The organism is Haliscomenobacter sp., from assembly GCF_965225875.1.
Classification (GTDB): domain Bacteria; phylum Bacteroidota; class Bacteroidia; order Chitinophagales; family Saprospiraceae; genus Haliscomenobacter.
The window spans coordinates 4266410-4284868 of sequence record NZ_CBDDBS010000002.1 but is presented as its reverse complement, the minus strand read 5'-3'; the positions used below and the strand labels follow the sequence as shown (position 1 = coordinate 4284868).

The following is an 18459-nucleotide window of genomic DNA, read 5'->3' as shown; positions in this document are numbered from 1 at the left end:
TAAGGGTATACCCTAAGCTTTGTAGAACAGTTCTTTAAATGAGCTTTCACAGCCTCCCTGCCAGCACACAACTCAACTTTTGCAATGCCTTACCGCCATCCGGCTCAAACAATTCAATCCAGATCACATACACCCCTACCCGCGCCTTGAGCAGCTCATCGGTTGTTCCGTCCCATTTGAGAATACCTTCTGCAGCCAGCGATTCATTGCGTGCCAGGCGTTTGACTTGCCTGCCATTGATGTCAAATACAATGATATTGGCCAGGTAGCCCGGCGTATTGGTTTGGTAAGGCAACAAAAGTACATCCTGGAAACCATCACCATCCGGTGAAAATTTGGCTTCCTCCAGACGGAAAATGGTTTCGGCTCCATTGGCCGGATCAGGACGAAAAACCTGGGAATTGGTATACCCCGGCGTAGCCCCGCCTGCTGAAATGGCTGCCGAATGCCAGTTGCCCGCAGCATTGGTGGGCAAATCAAAGTTCAATCGTTCCAGGGAGATGCCCTCTTCGTCTTCCAACAAAGGGCTATGCAGTTTATTGCTGTAGTTGAATGAATCCAGGGTGATGTTGTTGAAGCGCAGGGTAATGTTTCCGGCATCGTCATCCAAAGTAGGTAAGGCATTGCTGAAAATGGCCGAAGAATCCTTGACAATATAGCCTTGTTGAATATTGCTCTTTGAACCTGCCACCGCCACGTAGCGCCCTGGCGCCAAGAGGTAATCAGTGGTGATGGTACTTTGAATGCCCCCCGAGGTTTTTTGGCGATTGATCAAGCTCATGCCTCTTAGGCTAATCAATTTTTGGGATTTGTTGTACAATTCCACAAAATCAGAGCCGCCTGACAGGGGATTAAAAAGGATTTCATTCACAATCAAATCACCAACTGCCGGTGCTTGTGGCAAACCAGTCAAAAGCTGCTGTGGGCTGCTTTGTGCATTGCCCAAACAATCGCGAATCCCCGGTGCAAGCGTCAAAGTATAGGCCTTGGTATTTTGTAAAGGGGTATTCAAGATCAGGCGCAGGCTTGTTTTATTGCTTTGCAAAACAGCATCCAGTGGACTGATGCCATCCGTAAGGGCGTAATATTTCAGGTCTTCAGCAGTCACGGGGTCTAGCGGCTCATCAAAAGTCAGCAACAACTCCTGGGTACTTGTGGAAACTGCCGTAATCAGACGAGGGCCACTGCGGTCAGTGATTTGGTTGTTGATGGAGTTGATTCTACCCGGAGTCCCGCCAGTAGGGTCTACACTGGCGCGCCAGTTGCCCGGGCAATCGCTGGTGGCGTTGGCGCTAATGAGCTCCAGGGCCCAGCCGCCCTGGGCTTTGTCTTCATCACGGTACCAATCATCGTCATAGTTGACCAGGTTCACGACGAGCCCATTGGTGGTTCGCACACTTACATCATCGCCGGCATTGGTCAGCGCTGGAAAACCACTTACCCCTTGCACCGGTCCAAAAGGTTGAAATCCAGCCGCATTTTCAGGGGCACAGAGAATCAAAAAAGTATTGGGTAAAAATAAGCCTGTCCCAATCCGTACCGGAGTACCTCCATTGGAGACTTGTAATTCATCCAGGGCAATAACCTTGGTGCTTTTGTTCCACAATTCAAGGTATTCCACCGCGGGCAATTTCCCCAAGGCAGGGGTGGGATCAGCCATAATTTCGCTGATCAGAATATCGCCCTCGGCAGCTTTGCCAATTTCCAAATAAGTGAATTTGGCAGATTGTACTCCGGCTACATTACCAGCTGCATCACGAATGCCTGTAACCGTACAAGTATAGGCTGTCAGGTTTTGCATTTTCCCGCTAAGGCTCAAAATGATATGGTTCGGATTACCCGCATCGCGCTGGGCACTGCTGATGCTTCCCGCAGTGGGGTTGAGGTCGTAGTGGTTGAGCTCAGTAGCCGTACTGGCATCCACAGCTTCGTTGAAACGCAAAGTGATGCGTTGCTCATTTTGGGTTTCAACACCTAATAATATTGGTGGCGTACGATCACTAAACAATGGGTCAATTAAAACATCATCCAATGAAAAGGACTTGTTGCGGGTAGCCGTATAGCGGCAAATCCAGCCAAAATGGGTGCCGCTTGGGTAACTTTGGTCCTGAACGTTGCCCTCTGATTCGAAATTTCGACCTCCGGCATAATCTGCCTCCATAGTCCATAGGCCAGCGGCACTTCTTTTAACCCTCACCCGCACATTAACAGTGGCCGTACCTGCTCCCCCAGCCCGTCCATTCAACAATACGGTTATATTGTTTCCATCTTGCCGACACAATTGCAATGCGTCCAAATCCCCGTTGATCCCGCCAACCTGAACAAAATACCCATTGAGCGCTTGGCTCAAATTGCTTTGGCTGGCAGACAAATAAATTCTTGGATAATTGGTGGTGGAAGGAGAAAAGGTCAAACTACTTAGAAACTCCCAGGTAGTGACCGCGTCTGAGGTGGTAGCTGCGGGCAAAGACAAGTAGCTTTGATTGGATGCAGCAGGATTATTGTCATTCAACTGCAAAGCGCCATTTACCACTGCAAACTTGCTGGAATCTCCACTCCAACCCTGAAAATTGCCGTTGGCGAAGTCTATACTCAGCTGTGCGTGCAAAAAACTGGCAAAACAGCACAGAATAGGAAAAAATATTGTGGCTTTCATGTGTTCAAAGGTAGCAATAAAGATACAATGCCCTTATATTTGCCCCACTATTTAGCCGCCCTAGCCTGCACAATTTTTTTCCTCAATTTTTAAACATTTGTGAACATGAGAGTAGCAGTAGTCGGTGTAACCGGTATGGTTGGTGGTGTGATGATCAAAGTATTGGAAGAACATAAATTTCCAATCACGGAGTTCATCCCAGTTGCTTCAGAGCGTTCGGTAGGCAAAGAAGTTGTCTACAACGGCAGCAAATACACCGTTATTGGTATGGAGGAAGCGGTGGCTATTCGTCCCGACATCGCCATTTTTTCAGCCGGAGGAGGTACTTCTCTGGAATGGGCCCCCAAGTTTGCGGCCGTTGGTACCACCGTTATCGACAATTCTTCGGCCTGGCGGATGGATCCTTCCAAAAAATTGATTGTCCCCGAGATCAACGCCAATACCTTGACTCCAGAGGATAAAATCATTGCCAATCCCAATTGTTCTACCATTCAAATGGTCTTGACTTTGGCACCACTGCATAAAAAGTACGGCATCAAGCGGATTGTGGTTTCCACCTATCAGTCCATTACAGGTACAGGTATGAAAGCAGTGAAGCAATACCAAATGGAGCGCAAGGGTTTCCAGGCCGATGAAATGGCTTATTTCTACCAGATTTTTGAAAACTGTATTCCCCATTGCGATTCATTCCTGGACAACGATTACACCAAGGAAGAAATGAAATTGGTGAACGAAACCCGGAAAATTTTGGGCGACCAAAGCATCGCCATCACTTCCACTACGGTGCGGGTACCTGTTTTGGGTGGTCACAGTGAGTCGGTCAACCTCGAATTCAACCAGCCTTTTGAAGTAGCCGACATCAGAAAGATCCTCAGCGAAACACCCGGGGTGATTGTGCAAGACAATCCGGCCAAAAATGAATACCCGATGCCCATGTTGGCCAAAGATCGCGATGAGGTATTTGTAGGCCGCATCCGCCGCGATGAGTCGATTGCAAATGGCTTGAATTTGTGGATTGTAGCCGACAACCTGCGCAAAGGTGCAGCTACCAATGCAGTACAAATAGCAGAATACCTGGCTGCCCACAATTTGGTTGGGCAATCGGTAGTTACAGCATAATATACCTGTAGAAACTCATGGTGGTACGTCTTTCCGCCAACAAATCGAATGCAGAGATGCACAGCTGTGCGTCTCTACATTTTCGATTAATCGCGTCTCTACTAGTTAATACTAAAAAAAATGCTATTTTTGATTTAATAAACGGAATCCATCATCCGTTTTTTACGAACAATGTATATCATGAAAATTTCGACCTATTTCGGAATCGATTGATAATCAGCAAATTTGTCACCAGTTTATGAAGACCAAGCTCGTACTTTGGGGTACTAACGCACAGAATGAACGATTGCTAATTGCCCTTGAATTGATGCCGGAAGAAAATAAAGTGAAAGCTTTTACCTTTCCGGAGCAAATTGCCACCGAAGAGTTCAGCCAACTGATGCTCAAGGAATGGAGAGATGGCAATGCAGTAGAATTTCCGGATGGCTTTTCTGTAGAGGAAAGAGAACTCACGCTCAGCGGCAGCATTTTACCCGATGGGGTTAAAGCTGAACGTGAAGACATCGTCCAACGCGCTCAAACCGAGTGGCACTTCATCGTGCTGTCTTCTCGCCTATACCACACTTACCATTCCGAGTTAAGCGAATTCAAAGATCGCATCGAAAAAGCACTGCGTTTTGAATCCAGTTTGTGGGATGAGCTAAAGGGCTTCTGGGACAAAGTACAGGTACAGGTTCGTGACCGCAACCTCTTCCGCGAACACGCTGATGCCCTGCGCGACCGTACCAACGAGCTGTTCACTTCGCTCAAAGAACTACGGGGTAAACTGGACGAAGAATTCGAACGCCTTTCTAAAGATAATTTCGAACGTTTCAACCAAATGTTGGCCGACGTTGAAAAAAAGGTCAGCGATGGTTTGCGCTTACAGCCCCTTTTTGACGACCTCAAAGAGATGCAACGCAAATTTCGCGAAGCCAAATTGACCAAGGATCACCGTACCAAAATTTGGGATCGCTTGGACAATGCCTTTAAAGTCATCAAAGAAAAACGCTTCGGTACCAGCAGTTCACCAGCTGGGGCAACTGGTGCTCCCGGAACTGGTGATGATCGCTCCCCTGGTGAACGCCTGAGCCGTCGTTACGAAGGTTTGATGTCCGCCATTGATAAAATGGAGAAATCCATCAAACGTGATGAAGACGATTTGGATTTCCAAAAGCGCAAAGTCGCCTCAACGGATGGCCAATTGGAAGCGCAAATTCGCCAGGCCAAAATCCTGATGATCGAAGAACGCATCCGCTCCAAGCGGGAGAAATTGGGTGAAATGACCCAAACCCGTGAAGAACTCGATCGCCGGGTAGAGTCTCAAAAAGAACGCGACGCTAAAAAAGCTGAGCAAGATAAAATCCACGAAGCCAAAAGGGCTGCCGAGGAAAAAATCAAATCGGAAATCAAAGCTGCTGCCGACGCCCGCAAAGAGGACGATGATAAGTTGTCTAAAGCTGCCGAGCAACTCAAGGTAGAAAAAGGCGCTCCAACCACTAAATCGGAAGATGCTCCTGCTGGTGATAAAGAGGAGTCATTACTCGATGCAGTCATCGCAACGGTAGGTGACTCAGTTACCGATGTAGTGGATACCATTAAAGCAGTTGGCGAAGTAGTAGGGGATAAAATAGGGGATTTGGTTGACGACCTCAAAGAGGCTTGGGAACAATCCGCTGAAGTTACCGAAGAAACCAAAACCGAAGCCGTAGCGGCAGTTGAAGAAACTGTTGCAGCGGTTGAAGAAGTCGTTTCTCCCGAAGAAAGCTCAGCTCCAGAAGACGATGCAGCTGCAAATACAGAAGAGTCTGATAAAAAAGATCCAAACGAATAACGATTTTTTTTACCTTGTACTGACAAAAAAAGCGACCGCGTTACCTGGAAATGGCAACGCGGTCGCTTTTTTTTATTTTTTTTTACTTTTTTTCGACCGTTTACCGCCCAAAAACCTCCTTTTGCCAAAAGAAAAAATTCTTTTTTTTTATCCAAAAAAATTATTATTTTCACAATATACTCAATGAAAATCAATAAAATCAAGAGATTTGTAAGATTCAATCTGAATTCTTTTTTTCACAATGCCCAAAAAATGTCCTTGTCAAGTGCAAATAAGCGTCGCATATTTGTATCGTGATCAGGAGATAATGAGAATGAAGCGAGCGGATCACCAAGCTGATAAAAGGATCAGCACTCAAAGTTGAATATGTTCATGGGATTATAATTTGTCAGTGGTCGGTCGTCCCGAGAGCAATTTCGGGACGATAGACTTCTTTTAAAGGACAATCCTAATGCTCAAAAATAAAAAAGGCATTTCTCAAACGAAATGCCCTCAAGTAGTAACTAGGTCATGCTCATGGAATTATTGCAAAAAGATATTTTCGTGAGATTACAATTTGTTGTTGGGGTTAAGAATTAGCATTAACATTGCGAGGCCAAGTTACAAGGAATATTCCGCCTGTGCAAGAAAGGAAGAATATTTCTATCAACGGACTCAAGAGATTTTTTTTTGGATATGTTCATGGGATTATATGTAAGGGTCGCGCTTAAAGTGCGACTTTTTTTTTGCCCCTACTTCATCTCTTCTGCACTTTTCTATTCTTTCAGACTGCACAGTCATAAATTAGTCACATATTATTTGGTGAATATTCTTTAGTACGACGCAAAAAGTTACTTCCCGATTTTTTTAGAGGCTTTTGAATAGGAAGCTCACTTGAAATGAAGCGTTCGACTTCCTATTCAAAACCCAAAATCGGGAAGTTAATTTTTCTGCTTTACTAAAAAAATATTTCTTGCGCCATGCGGTAAGTATTGGCGTGTGCTTCCACAATAATCGCTAAACTTTCCGAGTAGCCGCCGCCCATACTGATAGCTACAGGCAGTTTATTTTTTTTACAGGTTTCCAGCACAAAGCGATCTCTTTCCCTACATCCTTCTGGCGTAAGTCCCAGGCGCCCCAGTTTGTCGCTAGCCAATACATCTACGCCAGACAGGTAAAACACCAATTCAGGTTGGACTTTTTCCAATAAAACTGGCAATGTTTTTTTCAGGATAGACAAATAGGCCTGATCCTCGGTCCCATCGGGTAATCCAATGTCCAAATCAGATACCTCCTTGCGCAAGGGGAAATTTTTAGCTCCATGCATACTGAAGGTGAATACCCTTGGTTCATTTCTAAAAATATGGGCCGTGCCATTGCCCTGGTGGACATCCAAATCCACCACCAGAATTTTATGCACTATATTATGGTGTAGCAAATAATTGGCGGCTACCGCAATATCATTGGTACAGCAAAATCCTTCGCCCCTAAAAGCATAGGCATGATGGGTGCCTCCAGCTACATTCAGGGCTACCCCATATTGCTGGGCATAAAAGGCACATTGCAAGGTACCGTTGGCAATAACCCGGCTCCTTTGCACCAATTGCGGGGTAAGTGGGAACCCGATCGCCCTGATTTCGCGTTCAGTCAATTGTTGGTCACGCAGGCGAAACCAGTAATCCCGCGTATGGGTGAGCAAAATGCTTTCTTCGTCTAGTGGAGTTGGGCTGAAGAAGTTTTTTTCACTTACGGTACCCTCGTACAAAAGCTGCTCGGGAATCAATTCGTATTTGATCATCGGGAATCGGTGTCCCTCCGGCAGTTTGTATTTGTAAATTGGATCGTAAGCGATTTTAAGCATAGCGGTGGGGCAAAAATAAATGTTCATTTTTCTTGAGCCAAAGGATTAGATAAGAAACTTGAAATGAAACGTTTACTTATCTAATCCTTCGGCAAAATGAACAATTTATTTTTTATCGCCCCATAAAAGTTTTTCTATTTTTGCAGCTTCTTAAACCAAAGTTGAACGTAAAGGTTCAAAACACAACCCATGGCTTTGGCTTTGGGAGCAAACTCAGCCCATGACTTTTGGTCGTGGGGACAAAAATAACACACATGCATTTAAGCGAACAGGAAATCGTCAGAAGAGAACACCTGGAGGAATTGCGCAGCATGGGCATCGACCCCTATCCTGCCGAAGCATTTGTAGTCAATGCCTTGGCAAGCGACATCAAAGCGCAATTCAATGACGACGCTCCAGAACAGTTCGAGGCCGTTGCATTGGCTGGCCGGATGATGGTGGTACGGGAAAAAGGGAAAGTCACTTTTGCCGAATTGCAGGATAGCAGCGGACGCATCCAGCTCTATATTTCGCGCAGTGACATCGCCGATGGGGAAAATTTCGAGATGTATGATGTTGTATTGAAACGTTTGCTCGATTTTGGTGATTACATTGGTGTTAAAGGTTTTGTATTTCGCACTCGAATGGGCGAAATCACGGTACATGTGAAAGAGTTGAAACTGCTCAGCAAATCTTTGCGCCCACTCCCGATGGTCAAAACCCGGGTGAATGAAACAACAGGGGAAACCGAAGTATACGACGCCTTCACTGATCCTGAACAGCGCCACCGCATGCGTTATGTGGATCTGACCGTAAATCCACAAATCAAAGAGGCTTTCATCACCCGCAGCCGCATCATTACTGCCATGCGCAGCTTTTTTGATGCCAAAGGTTGGTTGGAGGTAGAAACACCCATTCTACAACCCATCCACGGAGGTGCCGCTGCTCGCCCCTTTGAGACCCATCACAATACACTGGACATGAAGCTGTACATGCGGATTGCCAACGAGTTGTATCTGAAACGTTTGATCGCAGGTGGATTTGATGGCGTATATGAAATCGGCAAGATGTTCCGCAACGAAGGTATGGACCGGACCCACAACCCCGAGTTCACCTCCATGGAAATCTATGTAGCCTATAAGGATTACTACTGGATGATGGAAATGGTGGAGCAGTGCCTGGAATACATTGCACGCGCCATCAACCAGAATAACCCCCTGCTCAAATTTGGCGAGCACGAAATCAACTACGCTGGACCATACCGTCGCCTCAGCATGTACGATTCGATCAAAGAATACACCGGAGTGGACATTTCAGAAATGGATGAAGCGCAACTCCGAGATTTGTGCAAACAACTGCACATTGACATCGACAATTCGATGGGCCGTGGCAAATTGATCGATGAAATTTTTGGGGCAAAAGTGGAAAAGAACCTGATCCAACCCACTTACATCATCGATTATCCGATCGAAATGAGCCCCTTGGCTAAAAAGCACCGCAGCAAGGCGGGTTTGGTGGAGCGTTTTGAGTTGTTTGTCAGCGGCAAAGAAATTGCCAACGCCTACTCCGAGCTCAACGACCCCATTGACCAACGCGAACGCTTTGAAGACCAACTCCAATTGGCTGCTCGTGGCGACCACGAAGCCATGGCCATGGACGAAGATTTCTTACGTTCCCTGGAATACGGGATGCCGCCTACCTCAGGCCTGGGCATCGGAATCGACCGTTTGACCATGTTTATGACGAATAACCATACAATTCAGGAAGTGCTGTTCTTCCCGCAGATGCGGCCAGAGCACTAGTATCCGATTCAAGCAGAAAAAAATGAGGAGTTGCCTGGCAGCTGCTCATTTTTTTTGCCCTTACCGGAACAAATTATTAGTTTTAGACACTTCTTTCCTACCAAAACCTAATAACCTTTACCCATGTCCCTGCATGACCCAAAATACCTAGATCAAGAAACTTACAACCAGATTTTTGCCAAACACGAAACCTATCGGATCTTCAAACCCTTGATCCAGGATCGCAATACCCTCCGTTTTCACCTCAAAGAAGACGATTATCAATTGCGCGAAGGGCTAGACGGGGAAGAACTCGACTTGTTTTTTGATGGAGAAATGCGCGATGGTTTCGTGTCTATTTTTCGAAATCGCCCCGAAGGCAAGGTTTTTGCCAAATCTATTCCCTGGGAAGGTTGGGATAACCTGCGACCAGTAATTAGTGAATTTCCCAAAGCACAGATTGTTGGAGTAGACCGCACGGGGCAGGTCATGCGCGTGGGAGGAGGTGAGGCAGTAGTGGAGCAAGCTGTTGGCGAAATGGTTTTTGATACCACGGTCATTGATGGTTACGTCTACTTGATTGGTAGAGGAAAAATTTGGCGCAGAGATGCGGCAGATACTTACACCCTGATAGGGGAAAGGAATGACAATCAAGCGCTGATTTTCCGACGCATTGCAGGCATTGCGGCCAATGATTTTTATGTAGCGGATGAACAAGGGGACTTGTTCCATTTTGATGGCCAGCAATTAAATGCTACAAGCTTCCAACCGAAACAATTCATGGGCAACAAGGTTGTGCACCAAAGCCCAACCATATATGAAAACCAGCCTGAGCCCGAGCAAATCACCTGCATTGCTCATTTCGCTCCAAATGAACTTTATCTGGGCACCAGCACTGGTCGCGTTTTGGCCCAAACTACAGCTGGCTGGATCGAACTCAACCGTAGTCAGCCCGAGCAGATGACTTACCCTATCCGCAACATTGTCAAGTGCCAGGGACGGATTTTTGTAGTAACCGGATTTTGGGGGCGTTACAACATCCTGAACCGACGGGAGCAAAAACATTTGTGGGAGATCATCGGCAATGTAGTTCAACTGGCCGATGTACCCGCAGAAGTCCATGATTTTGCGGAAACCCTCGACGCAAAAGACGGCGTACTGCTGGTGGCGGGCAGCCGTGGTGCCCTACTTTGGGACGGTGTCCAATGGGAAGTAGTGATTGACGCACAAGCTTATCACATTTTATCTACCGAACAGCTGGAGGTCATCGAAGCAGACCAGGCGGCCAAGGCAATTGTGGAGGGTGATTACGAACAGGTGCTCGCGGACATCCACAGCAAAACCGGAGCGCTGACAGCAGAGATGAGCGCCAAACTAGAGGAATTAAAAGACTCTCCAAAATACTGGATGAGCGGACTGCCCCCACTCCTGATTAGAGAAGGATGGCATGCCGAAGGGTTTGAAATTTTATCCGATAAAGAAGTATTAGTCATCCAGGGTGATTTGAGCTGTGGCAAATGCCTGGAGTTCTATGGTCCACTCACCCTGGTATTTGGCAACGTGAATGCCCAAAACCTCATCATTGAAGGAGAGGTATTCATTCAGGGCAACTTACAAGTGGAAAACGTCATTTATGCTTATTCGGAAAGTATGGGCAAGCTGTGGGTAGGTGGCGATTTGCAGGCGCAAATTTGGTTGAGCCTGGGGCAGCAACTGGAAGTGCGTGGAGCAGTTTCCGTTGAGCATTTCTGCACCCAGCAAAGTTTTGGCTATCAAATGGAGCAATTCCCGGAGAACCAGGATTTTATTACCGATCTGGACGAGTGTTTGGTGCCGGAATTGTTCAAAGATGGGGCATTGGATTTCGAGGAATTGTTAATGCGGATTGAGAAGAATGAGGCAATTCTGCGCAGTTGATTGCTTTAAAAACTATTGCGCCTGTGCCTGGGTTTTCCCCGCTGCCGCTTTCCTTTCCAATATCCGGTGAAACTTCAACAAGTGCTGCGGGTCCTTTTCATTGTACACACAAAGGATCAGGGTGTTTTTATTGCGCCCGTCGTAAGGGAAAAGGATTTTGATGGGATTGTGAATGTAGCCATTGTCTTCAAACATCAACAGTTGTTTGTTGCGGGAGGGCAGGCGAAACAGTTTGAGCTCTTCGGCATCTTTGGGGATGGGTAAGTCGCCATATCCCTCTTCCTTCAAAAACTGCCGTACCATATCGTAGCTCGCATGCAGGCGAGAGCCCGCAAAGATGGTCTGGTATTCGTAGCCATCACTGGTACCACCCATGTAATCTGAACCCGCCTCAGGGAATTCTTCCCGCAATGGCATAAGCTGTTTGTTTTTTTCGAATCGCTAAATTAATCGTTTAGATTTAAAAAATTAAACCTTATGGTGAATTTATGCAGCCAAACTTGGAACCCAGCCCCTTCTATTTCACTGTACCTTCCACATACAAGCGTTCCGCCTGCGGAAACTCCTTAAAATACACCTTGATCATTTTGTAAAAATAACCAGCTTTGCGGGAGCTGAATTCGATGTTGATCGTAGCTGTAGAATCAGGTGGAATGGGTGTTTCGCGCCAATCCGGTGTTGTACAACCGCAAGATGGGCGAACATTGGCGATGGTGACCGAATCAGTAGAACAATTGCGAAAAGTAAAGCTGCAATCTGCCTCTTTTCCACTTTCTACTTCTCCAAAATTATGGGTATCCAACCCCTCCCATTTGATGCAATATTCCTCTGGCAATGTGGTGAAAGCCAAACCCAATGAGCCCAAAACCATCCACATCAGGCTCCAGTTTTTCCATTTTTTAGCCATTGACTCCATTTCTTTTGCTTCTTTTTTGTCAAAACAACGCAAAGACTTTACAGTTTAGCATACTTTATGTAACTTAGCGTTGCTATTGAGAAAAATTCTTATCGAATCAGGCTTTTCTACCTACCTACCTGAACGTCATCCCATTTCCGTATTTAAACCATTTTGTACCCATGAACAAGACCTTTTGGTTTGCCCATCCTGTATGGCAACACCAGACCAATGCGCAATCTGTACATTTCATCACCTCCAAAATGAATGTACAATGAACGTCCGCACCAAAATCCAAGTGCTCAATATTGCATTGGGCGTGTTACTCGTCACCGCCCTTGGACTGGGTTTGAGCTCCTTTTTCACAAGTTCCAAACTCAAAAAAACCAAGGATCAAACACTCAAGCAAAATTTATACCTCTTTGAACGCTCCATGGAAGATGTACGTACCTGCCTGGATGCCGAAGAGTACAAATTGGCAAAAATTCGACTGGCCGAGGCCCTCGAACTACTAAAAGACAGCCAGTCGGCAGCCCAACGCAACGAGGAAGTCAAAAACTCTTTTGATGCCATCTGCATGAAGTACTGTAAAATTTGGAGTTCTACCGAATGGGGCTACAGCTACCGTGCCAGTGACTACCCTGAGCTACAAAAAGGATTCGAGAGCATTTGTAAATAAACATCCCTGAACAGTTCGCGCTTGGTCAAACAAGCGCATAAAGCTTGAACGTCATGCAAGCACTAAAACCGATTGTATTAACCCTTTGTCTGGGCATATTCGTCTTTAGCCAGGCGATTGCTCAAGGCGACAACTGTGCCCTCTACGCAGGTATTCTCCAGCGGGGAGATAGCCTCAGCCGGGCGGGCAACTACGTTGCAGCCATCAAAACCTACCGCGCAGCTCGCGTAGCCTGCCCTTCCAAAGTGTACGAAACCGACATGCGGGTAGAACGCATCGTGTATCGACTCGTGCAAATGCGCGAACAAGCCATCCAGCGGCGTGATGAAGTGTTGCAAAAAATTGCGCTCATGGAAAAAGACCTCCAACGAGCGCGTTACAATGAAGAAGTAGCCGAGCGCCGCGAACGACTATTGCGACAGGCAAACGAACAAGAAAGGACAGAGCCAACCCTGGCAGAAAAAAAGGCTACCGCACTGGCTGAAACGCAGTTGGAGCAAAAAGACCCTTGGGATTTGTTGCGTACGGGCCATTACCAGGAAGCTCTGCCGCTGTTGGAAGCTTCGGCTTTTAATGATTTGCAGGACAGCCTCAGCCTGATGCGCCTCGCCCATGCCAACTTGTTCAATGGCCGGATCGAAGTGGCAGAGTCCATTTACCGGGTCTTAAAACCACTACCCTACCGGGCTGGAAAATACAAGTCCTTTGCCGAAGCCTACCTGGCCGACTTCAATGCCCTCGAAAATGCAGAAGGTATTCTTGGCAACGGAGCAGTGATTCCTGTTGCCATCCGAGAATCCTATTTGCGCATTCGGGCCGATCTGGAAAATTATGCTCAGGCACTGGACCTGGCCGAACAAGAGCGCAAAAAATCCAAAGAACTCGCCAAAGAACTGGGCTCAGAAAAAATAGATAAATCTGAACCTATACCGGTGGACAACACTGTAAAAGTGGACAACAACGCCGCAGTGCTTTTGCCCAATGAGCCCATAAAGTCAAATACGGATTCGGTTCAAGTTGATCCAAACGCCAATTCAGCGCTCAGTGATGCCAATAACAATGCATTGAATGACAGCAACGATTCAGCAAAGGAAGTCAACCTCGAAGCTTCTACCTCGACTAAAGAAGCTAGCTCTTTGCGCAACAATGCTACCCATTCCCGGGCAAAACTGGAGGAAGATCGTCCCTTGCCTCCTACTCCGGAATTTGTCATGAAAAACCTGATCAATACTGAACTGGAAAACAAAACCACCCGCACCGTCAACAAAGCGGGTCAGCCTACCGGGTACATCGTTTTTATCGGCGATTTTGATCTGAATGACTATTACGCCCAACGCACCCTCAAAAAAGTGCGGGAGCAATATGGCATCATGGAGGCACGGATTCGCTACTTCAGTGAGGTGCTCAAATACCGGATTGTACTGGCTGAATTTGCAACCAAAGAAGAAGCTGCCCAGTACACGCTCAATTATGAGCAAAAATACCGGGAAAGAGTTTGGATGGGCGTTTTGTATTAATTGTGAGCTGGTAGCTGCTGCATTTTGTTGGTCAAAACTATTCTTTTATCTTCCCCTGATAAAAGTATAAACACCAACAAACATGAAACATCAGCTCGTATTTTTCCTGCTGCTTTGCAGCTTCAGCCTTTGGAGCCAGAACAAAACCATCGGCAAAGTGACCCATTTTGATCCGGCTTGTGCCAATCTGATTGATGCACAGGCCAGCATCGAAATCATTGCCGATGGTTTTGATTGGTCCGAAGGTCCTGTCTGGGTAAAAAACGGAGGCTTCCTCCTCTTTTCTGACGTACCCAAAAACACCATTCACAAGTGGAAACCTGGTGAAGGTTTAAGCGTTTTCCTCAATCCTAGTGGTTATACGGGCAAACTACCCTACGGTGATGAACCTGGGAGCAATGGTCTGTTGATCAACCTGAAAGGAGAACTGGTCACCTGTGAGCACGGTGATCGACGTATCGCGGCCATGCCCCTACAACTCGGCGGCAAACGCACTCTCGCCGACAACTACCAGGGCATGCGCTTAAATAGCCCCAACGACATCACCCAACATCCCAACGGCGATTATTACTTTACCGATCCACCTTATGGCATGCCCCAAAAGGAAAAATCTCCCTTGCGTGAGACGACCTGGTTTGGCGTTTACCACATCGACAAAGCGGGTAAAGTTAGTCTGGTCGACAAAACCCTGGATCGCCCCAATGGCATCGCTGTTTCACCCGATGGCAAAACCCTGTACGTAGGCCAAAGCAGTGGCTCCCAGCCCTATATTACCGCCTTCCCCATTACTGCCAATGGCAAAACAGGCAAAGGCAAGGTCATTTTTGATGGCTCAAAATCCATGAAAGAAGGCAAATATGGCATCTTTGACGGCATGAAGGTGGACAAACACGGCAACATCTTCGCTGCGGGTATGAACGGCATTTTGATTCTGTCCCCAGAAGGGAAGCCACTCGGGCAAATTGAAACGGGCCAATTTACAGCCAATTGTGGCTGGGGTGACGAAGATGGTGGCACTTTGTACATCACTTCGGATATGTATCTGTGTAAGGTGCGCACTAAAACGGGGGGCTGGTAGAAAAAAAAGAAGTATTGATCGAAAAGCAAAAATGCTTTTGGGCTACTTAGCGTTAGTTGAAGCAAAAATCAGAACCACAATGAAAAACCCTATTTTTTTGGTACTGCTCAGTTTGGCCATTGGCATGCAATCTTTGGGCGCGCAGGATAGCTATTTGCTAAAAATTCAACCCAAGGCTGGAGCAGAATACCGGTTCACCAATAATGTGAACGTTTCGGTAATCAGTGGCGCGGAAGCGGTAATGAGCACCAATATGGCACAAAATATTGTGTCCAAAATCATTGCCTCCAGCCTGGAAGAAGTGTCCATGACCGAAAAGATAGAAAAAATTAAAGGCAGTAGCACCTCGATGGGGCGCACTTTTGACTTTGATACCAGCAACCCCATGGCGGGCAACCCCACCATGAATGCCCAAATGGAACAATTGGTGGGCAAAGAGATGGTTTCGCGGTTTAAGCCCAATGGCGTATTTGTAGCTGGCGATAATCCTTTCGAAGGTATAGCCGGTGGATCAAGTAGTCCCTCTGATTTTCGCAACATCACCGGAGGGGTGCGCTATGCTGAGCAGGCCATCAAAATTGGGGAGTCCTGGACAGTAGTGGATACCGTTCAAAACCAGGGTATGACTACAATTTCCTATACCACTTGGACGCTTCAGGAAATTAAAGAGGATTTGGCTATTCTCTCCTCCACCGGCGCTGGTAATATTGCCGGACAACCTCCAATGATGCCAGATGGCAAAGTGGAAGGCACCATGACCGCAAAGGGTTCTGCCACAATCGAACTACAATCGGGTATTTGTCGTGAATCCAGCCAACGGATTGAGGCAAAGATGAACATGAGTTACAGCGGGCAAACCCAACAGTTGACTTCGGTGACGGAGACTGCGGTGAAGCGGGTGAATTAGGCCAAAAGGTTCAAACAATCCCTCAAACTATCCCGCCAATACGGAATATCCATCCCCAACGCCGCCTTAAACTTCCCTTTATCCAAAACGCTATAATGAGGCCGCGCCGCTGGAGTTGGGTATTCCGTACTTGGAATCGCCTCCACCTTACACTTCACCCCACTCAACTCAAAAATGGCCTGGGCAAAATCGTACCAACTGCATACCCCCTCGTTGCTGTAATTAAACAGGCCTAAGTGCTGGGCCGCCTTGCCGCTTTGGATCAATTTCAGGGTCATCCGCGCGATGTCGCGGGCGTAGGTCGGGCTGCCAATCTGATCGTTCACGACGCGCAATGCACCCCGTTCTGCACCATAGCGCAACATGGTTTTGACAAAATTGTGCCCAAAAGAAGAATACACCCAGGAGGTGCGGAAAACCAAAGCACTAGGATGCGTCGCCAAAACCCTCAAATCACCTTCCAATTTACTTTGTGCATAGATCCCCTTGGGCGTCGTAGCGTCCGTTTCCAGGAGTGGGCGGTTTTCCTGATTGTGGTAGACATAATCGGAAGAATAATGGATCAGTTGGGCGCCCTTAGCCAAACAAGCAATAGCCAAACGCTCCGGGGCCTCCGCATTGATGGCAAAAGCAAGTTCGCTTTCCTGCTCCGCTTTATCTACAGCAGTGTACGCCGCACAATTGATACAGACGTCAAAATCGATGCTGTTGCAAAAAGGAGCGATCGCCGCCGTATCCGAAACATCCAGGGAGGAGCGGTCAATTGGAACCAGCTTCAGGTTTGGAAACTCAGCCGAAAGCGCCTGCAATTCCCGGCCAAGCTGGCCATTTGCACCAATAATTAGAATGGTCATAATCTACTGTTCACAAGTATAAATGCTTGCGGGATTTTTTGGTAAAGGCCAAAAAATCCCGCAAGTCCCAAGGTTTAAAACCGTTCCTTACACGTATTGATTCAGGATGTTCTCGTACAATTCCTGTTTGCCGCTGGTCAAGCCCGGTTCAGGGTTGGCGTGAGCCAGTGCATGCAAGTCTTGCAAGCTGAGTTTGCCTTCTTCAAATTCTTTGCCCTTACCACTATCGAAACTAGCATAACGCTCTTTGCGCAGCGCCAGGAACTTCGATTTATTCAGGATGGCATCCGCAGCGATCAGTGCACGGGAGAAGACATCCATACCACCAATGTGCGCATGGAAAATATCCACCAAGTCGGTAGAGTTCCGACGTGTTTTGGCGTCAAAGTTTACCCCACCACCCTGGAAGCCACCAGCTTGCATAATTACCAGCATGGATTCGGTCAGTTCCATCACGTTGTTGGGGAATTGATCGGTGTCCCAGCCGTTTTGGTAATCACCACGGTTGGCATCAATGCTGCCCAACATACCCGCATCTGCAGCTACCTGTAGTTCGTGTTGGAATGTATGCAAGGCCAAGGTAGCGTGGTTGACTTCGATGTTGATTTTGAAATCATCGGCCAGGCCAAACTTGTTGAGGAAACCGACCACAGTTGCACAATCGAAATCGTACTGGTGTTTGCTGGGTTCCATCGGTTTGGGCTCGATGAAAAATACCCCTTTGAAGCCTTGGCTACGCGCATAATCCCGGGATAAAGTCAGGATTTTGGCCAGGTGCTCTTGTTCTCGCTTCATGTCGGTATTCAGCAGCGACATATACCCTTCGCGGCCACCCCAGAATACGTAGTTTTCGCCACCCAAAGCAATCGTAGCGTCAATAGCATTTTTCAACTGCGCACCCGCATAAGCCAGTACATTGAAGTCCGGGCTAGTAGCCGCACCGTTCATGTAGCGTGGGTTGGAAAAGAGGTTGGCGGTGCCCCAGAGTACTTTTACCCCCGAAGCGGCAATTTTCTCCTTGGCATAATCTACAATGGCGCTCAGGCGGCGCTCACTTTCTTTCAGGCTTGGGCCTTCGTCTACCAAATCCACATCGTGGAAACAGAAGTATGGCGTGCCAATTTTGGTGAAAAATTCAAAAGCCGCATCCATCTTGTCTTTGGCAGACTGCACGGCATCACTAGCTTCCAACCAGGGGAATTGTTTGGTACCTGGCCCAAAGGGGTCTCCACCTGTGCCACAGAAGGTATGCCAATAAGCGGTAGCAAAACGGAAGTGCTCCTTCATGGTTTTGCCCGCAATTACCCGATTTTCATCGTAGTACTTAAATGCCAGCGGATTGTCCGACTCTGGCCCTTCAAACTGGATTTTTCCAATTCCAGGGAAATATTCACGATTTCCCAATACAACAGCATTGCTCATGA

The 18459-nt window shown here is 47.2% G+C and carries 14 protein-coding genes; 8 read left to right on the top strand and 6 right to left on the bottom strand.

Going from position 1 to position 18459, the window contains the following annotated elements; all coding sequences use genetic code 11:
- Positions 1-46 precede the first annotated feature (46 nt).
- Positions 47-2656: a lamin tail domain-containing protein gene (locus tag ACO08K_RS19430; RefSeq protein WP_421798080.1), complete on the bottom strand. Its 2610-nt coding sequence runs from the start codon at positions 2654-2656 to the stop codon at positions 47-49.
- Positions 2657-2761: 105 nt separating this feature from the next.
- Here ACO08K_RS19430 and ACO08K_RS19425 point away from each other — a divergent pair, with 105 nt between their 5' ends.
- Both ACO08K_RS19425 and ACO08K_RS19420 read left to right on the top strand, forming a co-directional pair.
- Positions 2762-3775 (top strand): aspartate-semialdehyde dehydrogenase, encoded by a 1014-nt coding sequence (locus ACO08K_RS19425; protein WP_421798079.1) that lies wholly within the window; start codon positions 2762-2764, stop codon positions 3773-3775.
- A 238-nt stretch (positions 3776-4013) separates the two neighbouring features.
- Positions 4014-5588 carry a hypothetical protein gene (locus ACO08K_RS19420; protein WP_421798078.1) on the top strand — a complete coding sequence of 525 codons (1575 nt, stop codon included), beginning with the start codon at positions 4014-4016 and terminating at the stop codon, positions 5586-5588.
- A 937-nt stretch (positions 5589-6525) separates the two neighbouring features.
- On the opposite strand, the gene ACO08K_RS19415 is transcribed toward ACO08K_RS19420, so the two are convergent.
- Positions 6526-7428 (bottom strand): histone deacetylase, encoded by a 903-nt coding sequence (locus ACO08K_RS19415; RefSeq protein ID WP_421798323.1) that lies wholly within the window; start codon positions 7426-7428, stop codon positions 6526-6528.
- Positions 7429-7682: 254 nt separating this feature from the next.
- Here ACO08K_RS19415 and lysS point away from each other — a divergent pair, with 254 nt between their 5' ends.
- On the top strand, positions 7683-9209 hold the full coding sequence (gene lysS / locus ACO08K_RS19410) for a lysine--tRNA ligase (RefSeq protein WP_421798077.1): 1527 nt from the start codon (positions 7683-7685) through the stop codon (positions 9207-9209).
- Between the two features lie 123 nt (positions 9210-9332).
- Positions 9333-11105, top strand: a complete 1773-nt coding sequence (locus tag ACO08K_RS19405) for a hypothetical protein (RefSeq protein WP_421798076.1) — start codon at positions 9333-9335, stop codon at positions 11103-11105.
- Between the two features lie 12 nt (positions 11106-11117).
- Here the strand turns inward: ACO08K_RS19405 and ACO08K_RS19400 are convergent, their stop codons facing one another.
- Together ACO08K_RS19400 and ACO08K_RS19395 are read right to left on the bottom strand one after the other, a co-directional pair.
- Entirely contained in the window at positions 11118-11522 is a 405-nt protein-coding gene (locus ACO08K_RS19400) for a hypothetical protein (protein WP_421798075.1), read from the bottom strand.
- A gap of 100 nt (positions 11523-11622) precedes the next feature.
- On the bottom strand, positions 11623-12012 hold the full coding sequence (locus ACO08K_RS19395; protein ID WP_421798074.1) for a DUF1573 domain-containing protein: 390 nt from the start codon (positions 12010-12012) through the stop codon (positions 11623-11625).
- A gap of 262 nt (positions 12013-12274) precedes the next feature.
- On the opposite strand from ACO08K_RS19395, the gene ACO08K_RS19390 reads away from it, so the two are divergent.
- From ACO08K_RS19390 to ACO08K_RS19375, 4 genes are all read left to right on the top strand, one after another.
- On the top strand, positions 12275-12679 hold the full coding sequence (locus ACO08K_RS19390) for a hypothetical protein (protein ID WP_421798073.1): 405 nt from the start codon (positions 12275-12277) through the stop codon (positions 12677-12679).
- Positions 12680-12732: 53 nt separating this feature from the next.
- Positions 12733-14196, top strand: a complete 1464-nt coding sequence (locus ACO08K_RS19385) for a hypothetical protein (RefSeq protein ID WP_421798072.1) — start codon at positions 12733-12735, stop codon at positions 14194-14196.
- Positions 14197-14278: 82 nt separating this feature from the next.
- Entirely contained in the window at positions 14279-15274 is a 996-nt protein-coding gene (locus ACO08K_RS19380) for an SMP-30/gluconolactonase/LRE family protein (protein ID WP_421798071.1), read from the top strand.
- A gap of 79 nt (positions 15275-15353) precedes the next feature.
- Positions 15354-16181, top strand: a complete 828-nt coding sequence (locus ACO08K_RS19375; protein ID WP_421798070.1) for a hypothetical protein — start codon at positions 15354-15356, stop codon at positions 16179-16181.
- Here ACO08K_RS19375 and rfbD read toward each other — a convergent pair.
- Together rfbD and xylA are read right to left on the bottom strand one after the other, a co-directional pair.
- Complete coding sequence (gene rfbD, locus ACO08K_RS19370) at positions 16178-17035, bottom strand: dTDP-4-dehydrorhamnose reductase (protein ID WP_421798069.1); 858 nt, start codon at positions 17033-17035, stop codon at positions 16178-16180. The genes ACO08K_RS19375 and rfbD overlap by 4 nt on opposite strands.
- Positions 17036-17122: 87 nt before the next feature.
- Positions 17123-18457, bottom strand: coding sequence for a xylose isomerase (xylA, locus tag ACO08K_RS19365; protein ID WP_320031087.1), 1335 nt, complete (start codon positions 18455-18457; stop codon positions 17123-17125).
- Positions 18458-18459: the final 2 nt, after the last annotated feature.

What these genes read in the sequence shown, in the direction of transcription:
- ACO08K_RS19430 (WP_421798080.1), bottom strand. Translation starts at nt 2,656, where the DNA reads ATGAAAGCCACAATATTTTTTCCTATTCTGTGCTGTTTTGCCAGTTTT.
- ACO08K_RS19400 (WP_421798075.1), bottom strand. Translation starts at nt 11,522, where the DNA reads ATGCCATTGCGGGAAGAATTCCCTGAGGCGGGTTCAGATTACATGGGT.
- xylA (WP_320031087.1), bottom strand. Translation starts at nt 18,457, where the DNA reads ATGAGCAATGCTGTTGTATTGGGAAATCGTGAATATTTCCCTGGAATT.
- ACO08K_RS19380 (WP_421798071.1), top strand. Translation starts at nt 14,279, where the DNA reads ATGAAACATCAGCTCGTATTTTTCCTGCTGCTTTGCAGCTTCAGCCTT.
- ACO08K_RS19420 (WP_421798078.1), top strand. Translation starts at nt 4,014, where the DNA reads ATGAAGACCAAGCTCGTACTTTGGGGTACTAACGCACAGAATGAACGA.
- ACO08K_RS19425 (WP_421798079.1), top strand. Translation starts at nt 2,762, where the DNA reads ATGAGAGTAGCAGTAGTCGGTGTAACCGGTATGGTTGGTGGTGTGATG.
- ACO08K_RS19390 (WP_421798073.1), top strand. Translation starts at nt 12,275, where the DNA reads ATGAACGTCCGCACCAAAATCCAAGTGCTCAATATTGCATTGGGCGTG.
- ACO08K_RS19405 (WP_421798076.1), top strand. Translation starts at nt 9,333, where the DNA reads ATGTCCCTGCATGACCCAAAATACCTAGATCAAGAAACTTACAACCAG.
- ACO08K_RS19415 (WP_421798323.1), bottom strand. Translation starts at nt 7,428, where the DNA reads ATGCTTAAAATCGCTTACGATCCAATTTACAAATACAAACTGCCGGAG.
- lysS (WP_421798077.1), top strand. Translation starts at nt 7,683, where the DNA reads ATGCATTTAAGCGAACAGGAAATCGTCAGAAGAGAACACCTGGAGGAA.
- ACO08K_RS19375 (WP_421798070.1), top strand. Translation starts at nt 15,354, where the DNA reads ATGAAAAACCCTATTTTTTTGGTACTGCTCAGTTTGGCCATTGGCATG.
- ACO08K_RS19385 (WP_421798072.1), top strand. Translation starts at nt 12,733, where the DNA reads ATGCAAGCACTAAAACCGATTGTATTAACCCTTTGTCTGGGCATATTC.
- ACO08K_RS19395 (WP_421798074.1), bottom strand. Translation starts at nt 12,012, where the DNA reads ATGGCTAAAAAATGGAAAAACTGGAGCCTGATGTGGATGGTTTTGGGC.
- rfbD (WP_421798069.1), bottom strand. Translation starts at nt 17,035, where the DNA reads ATGACCATTCTAATTATTGGTGCAAATGGCCAGCTTGGCCGGGAATTG.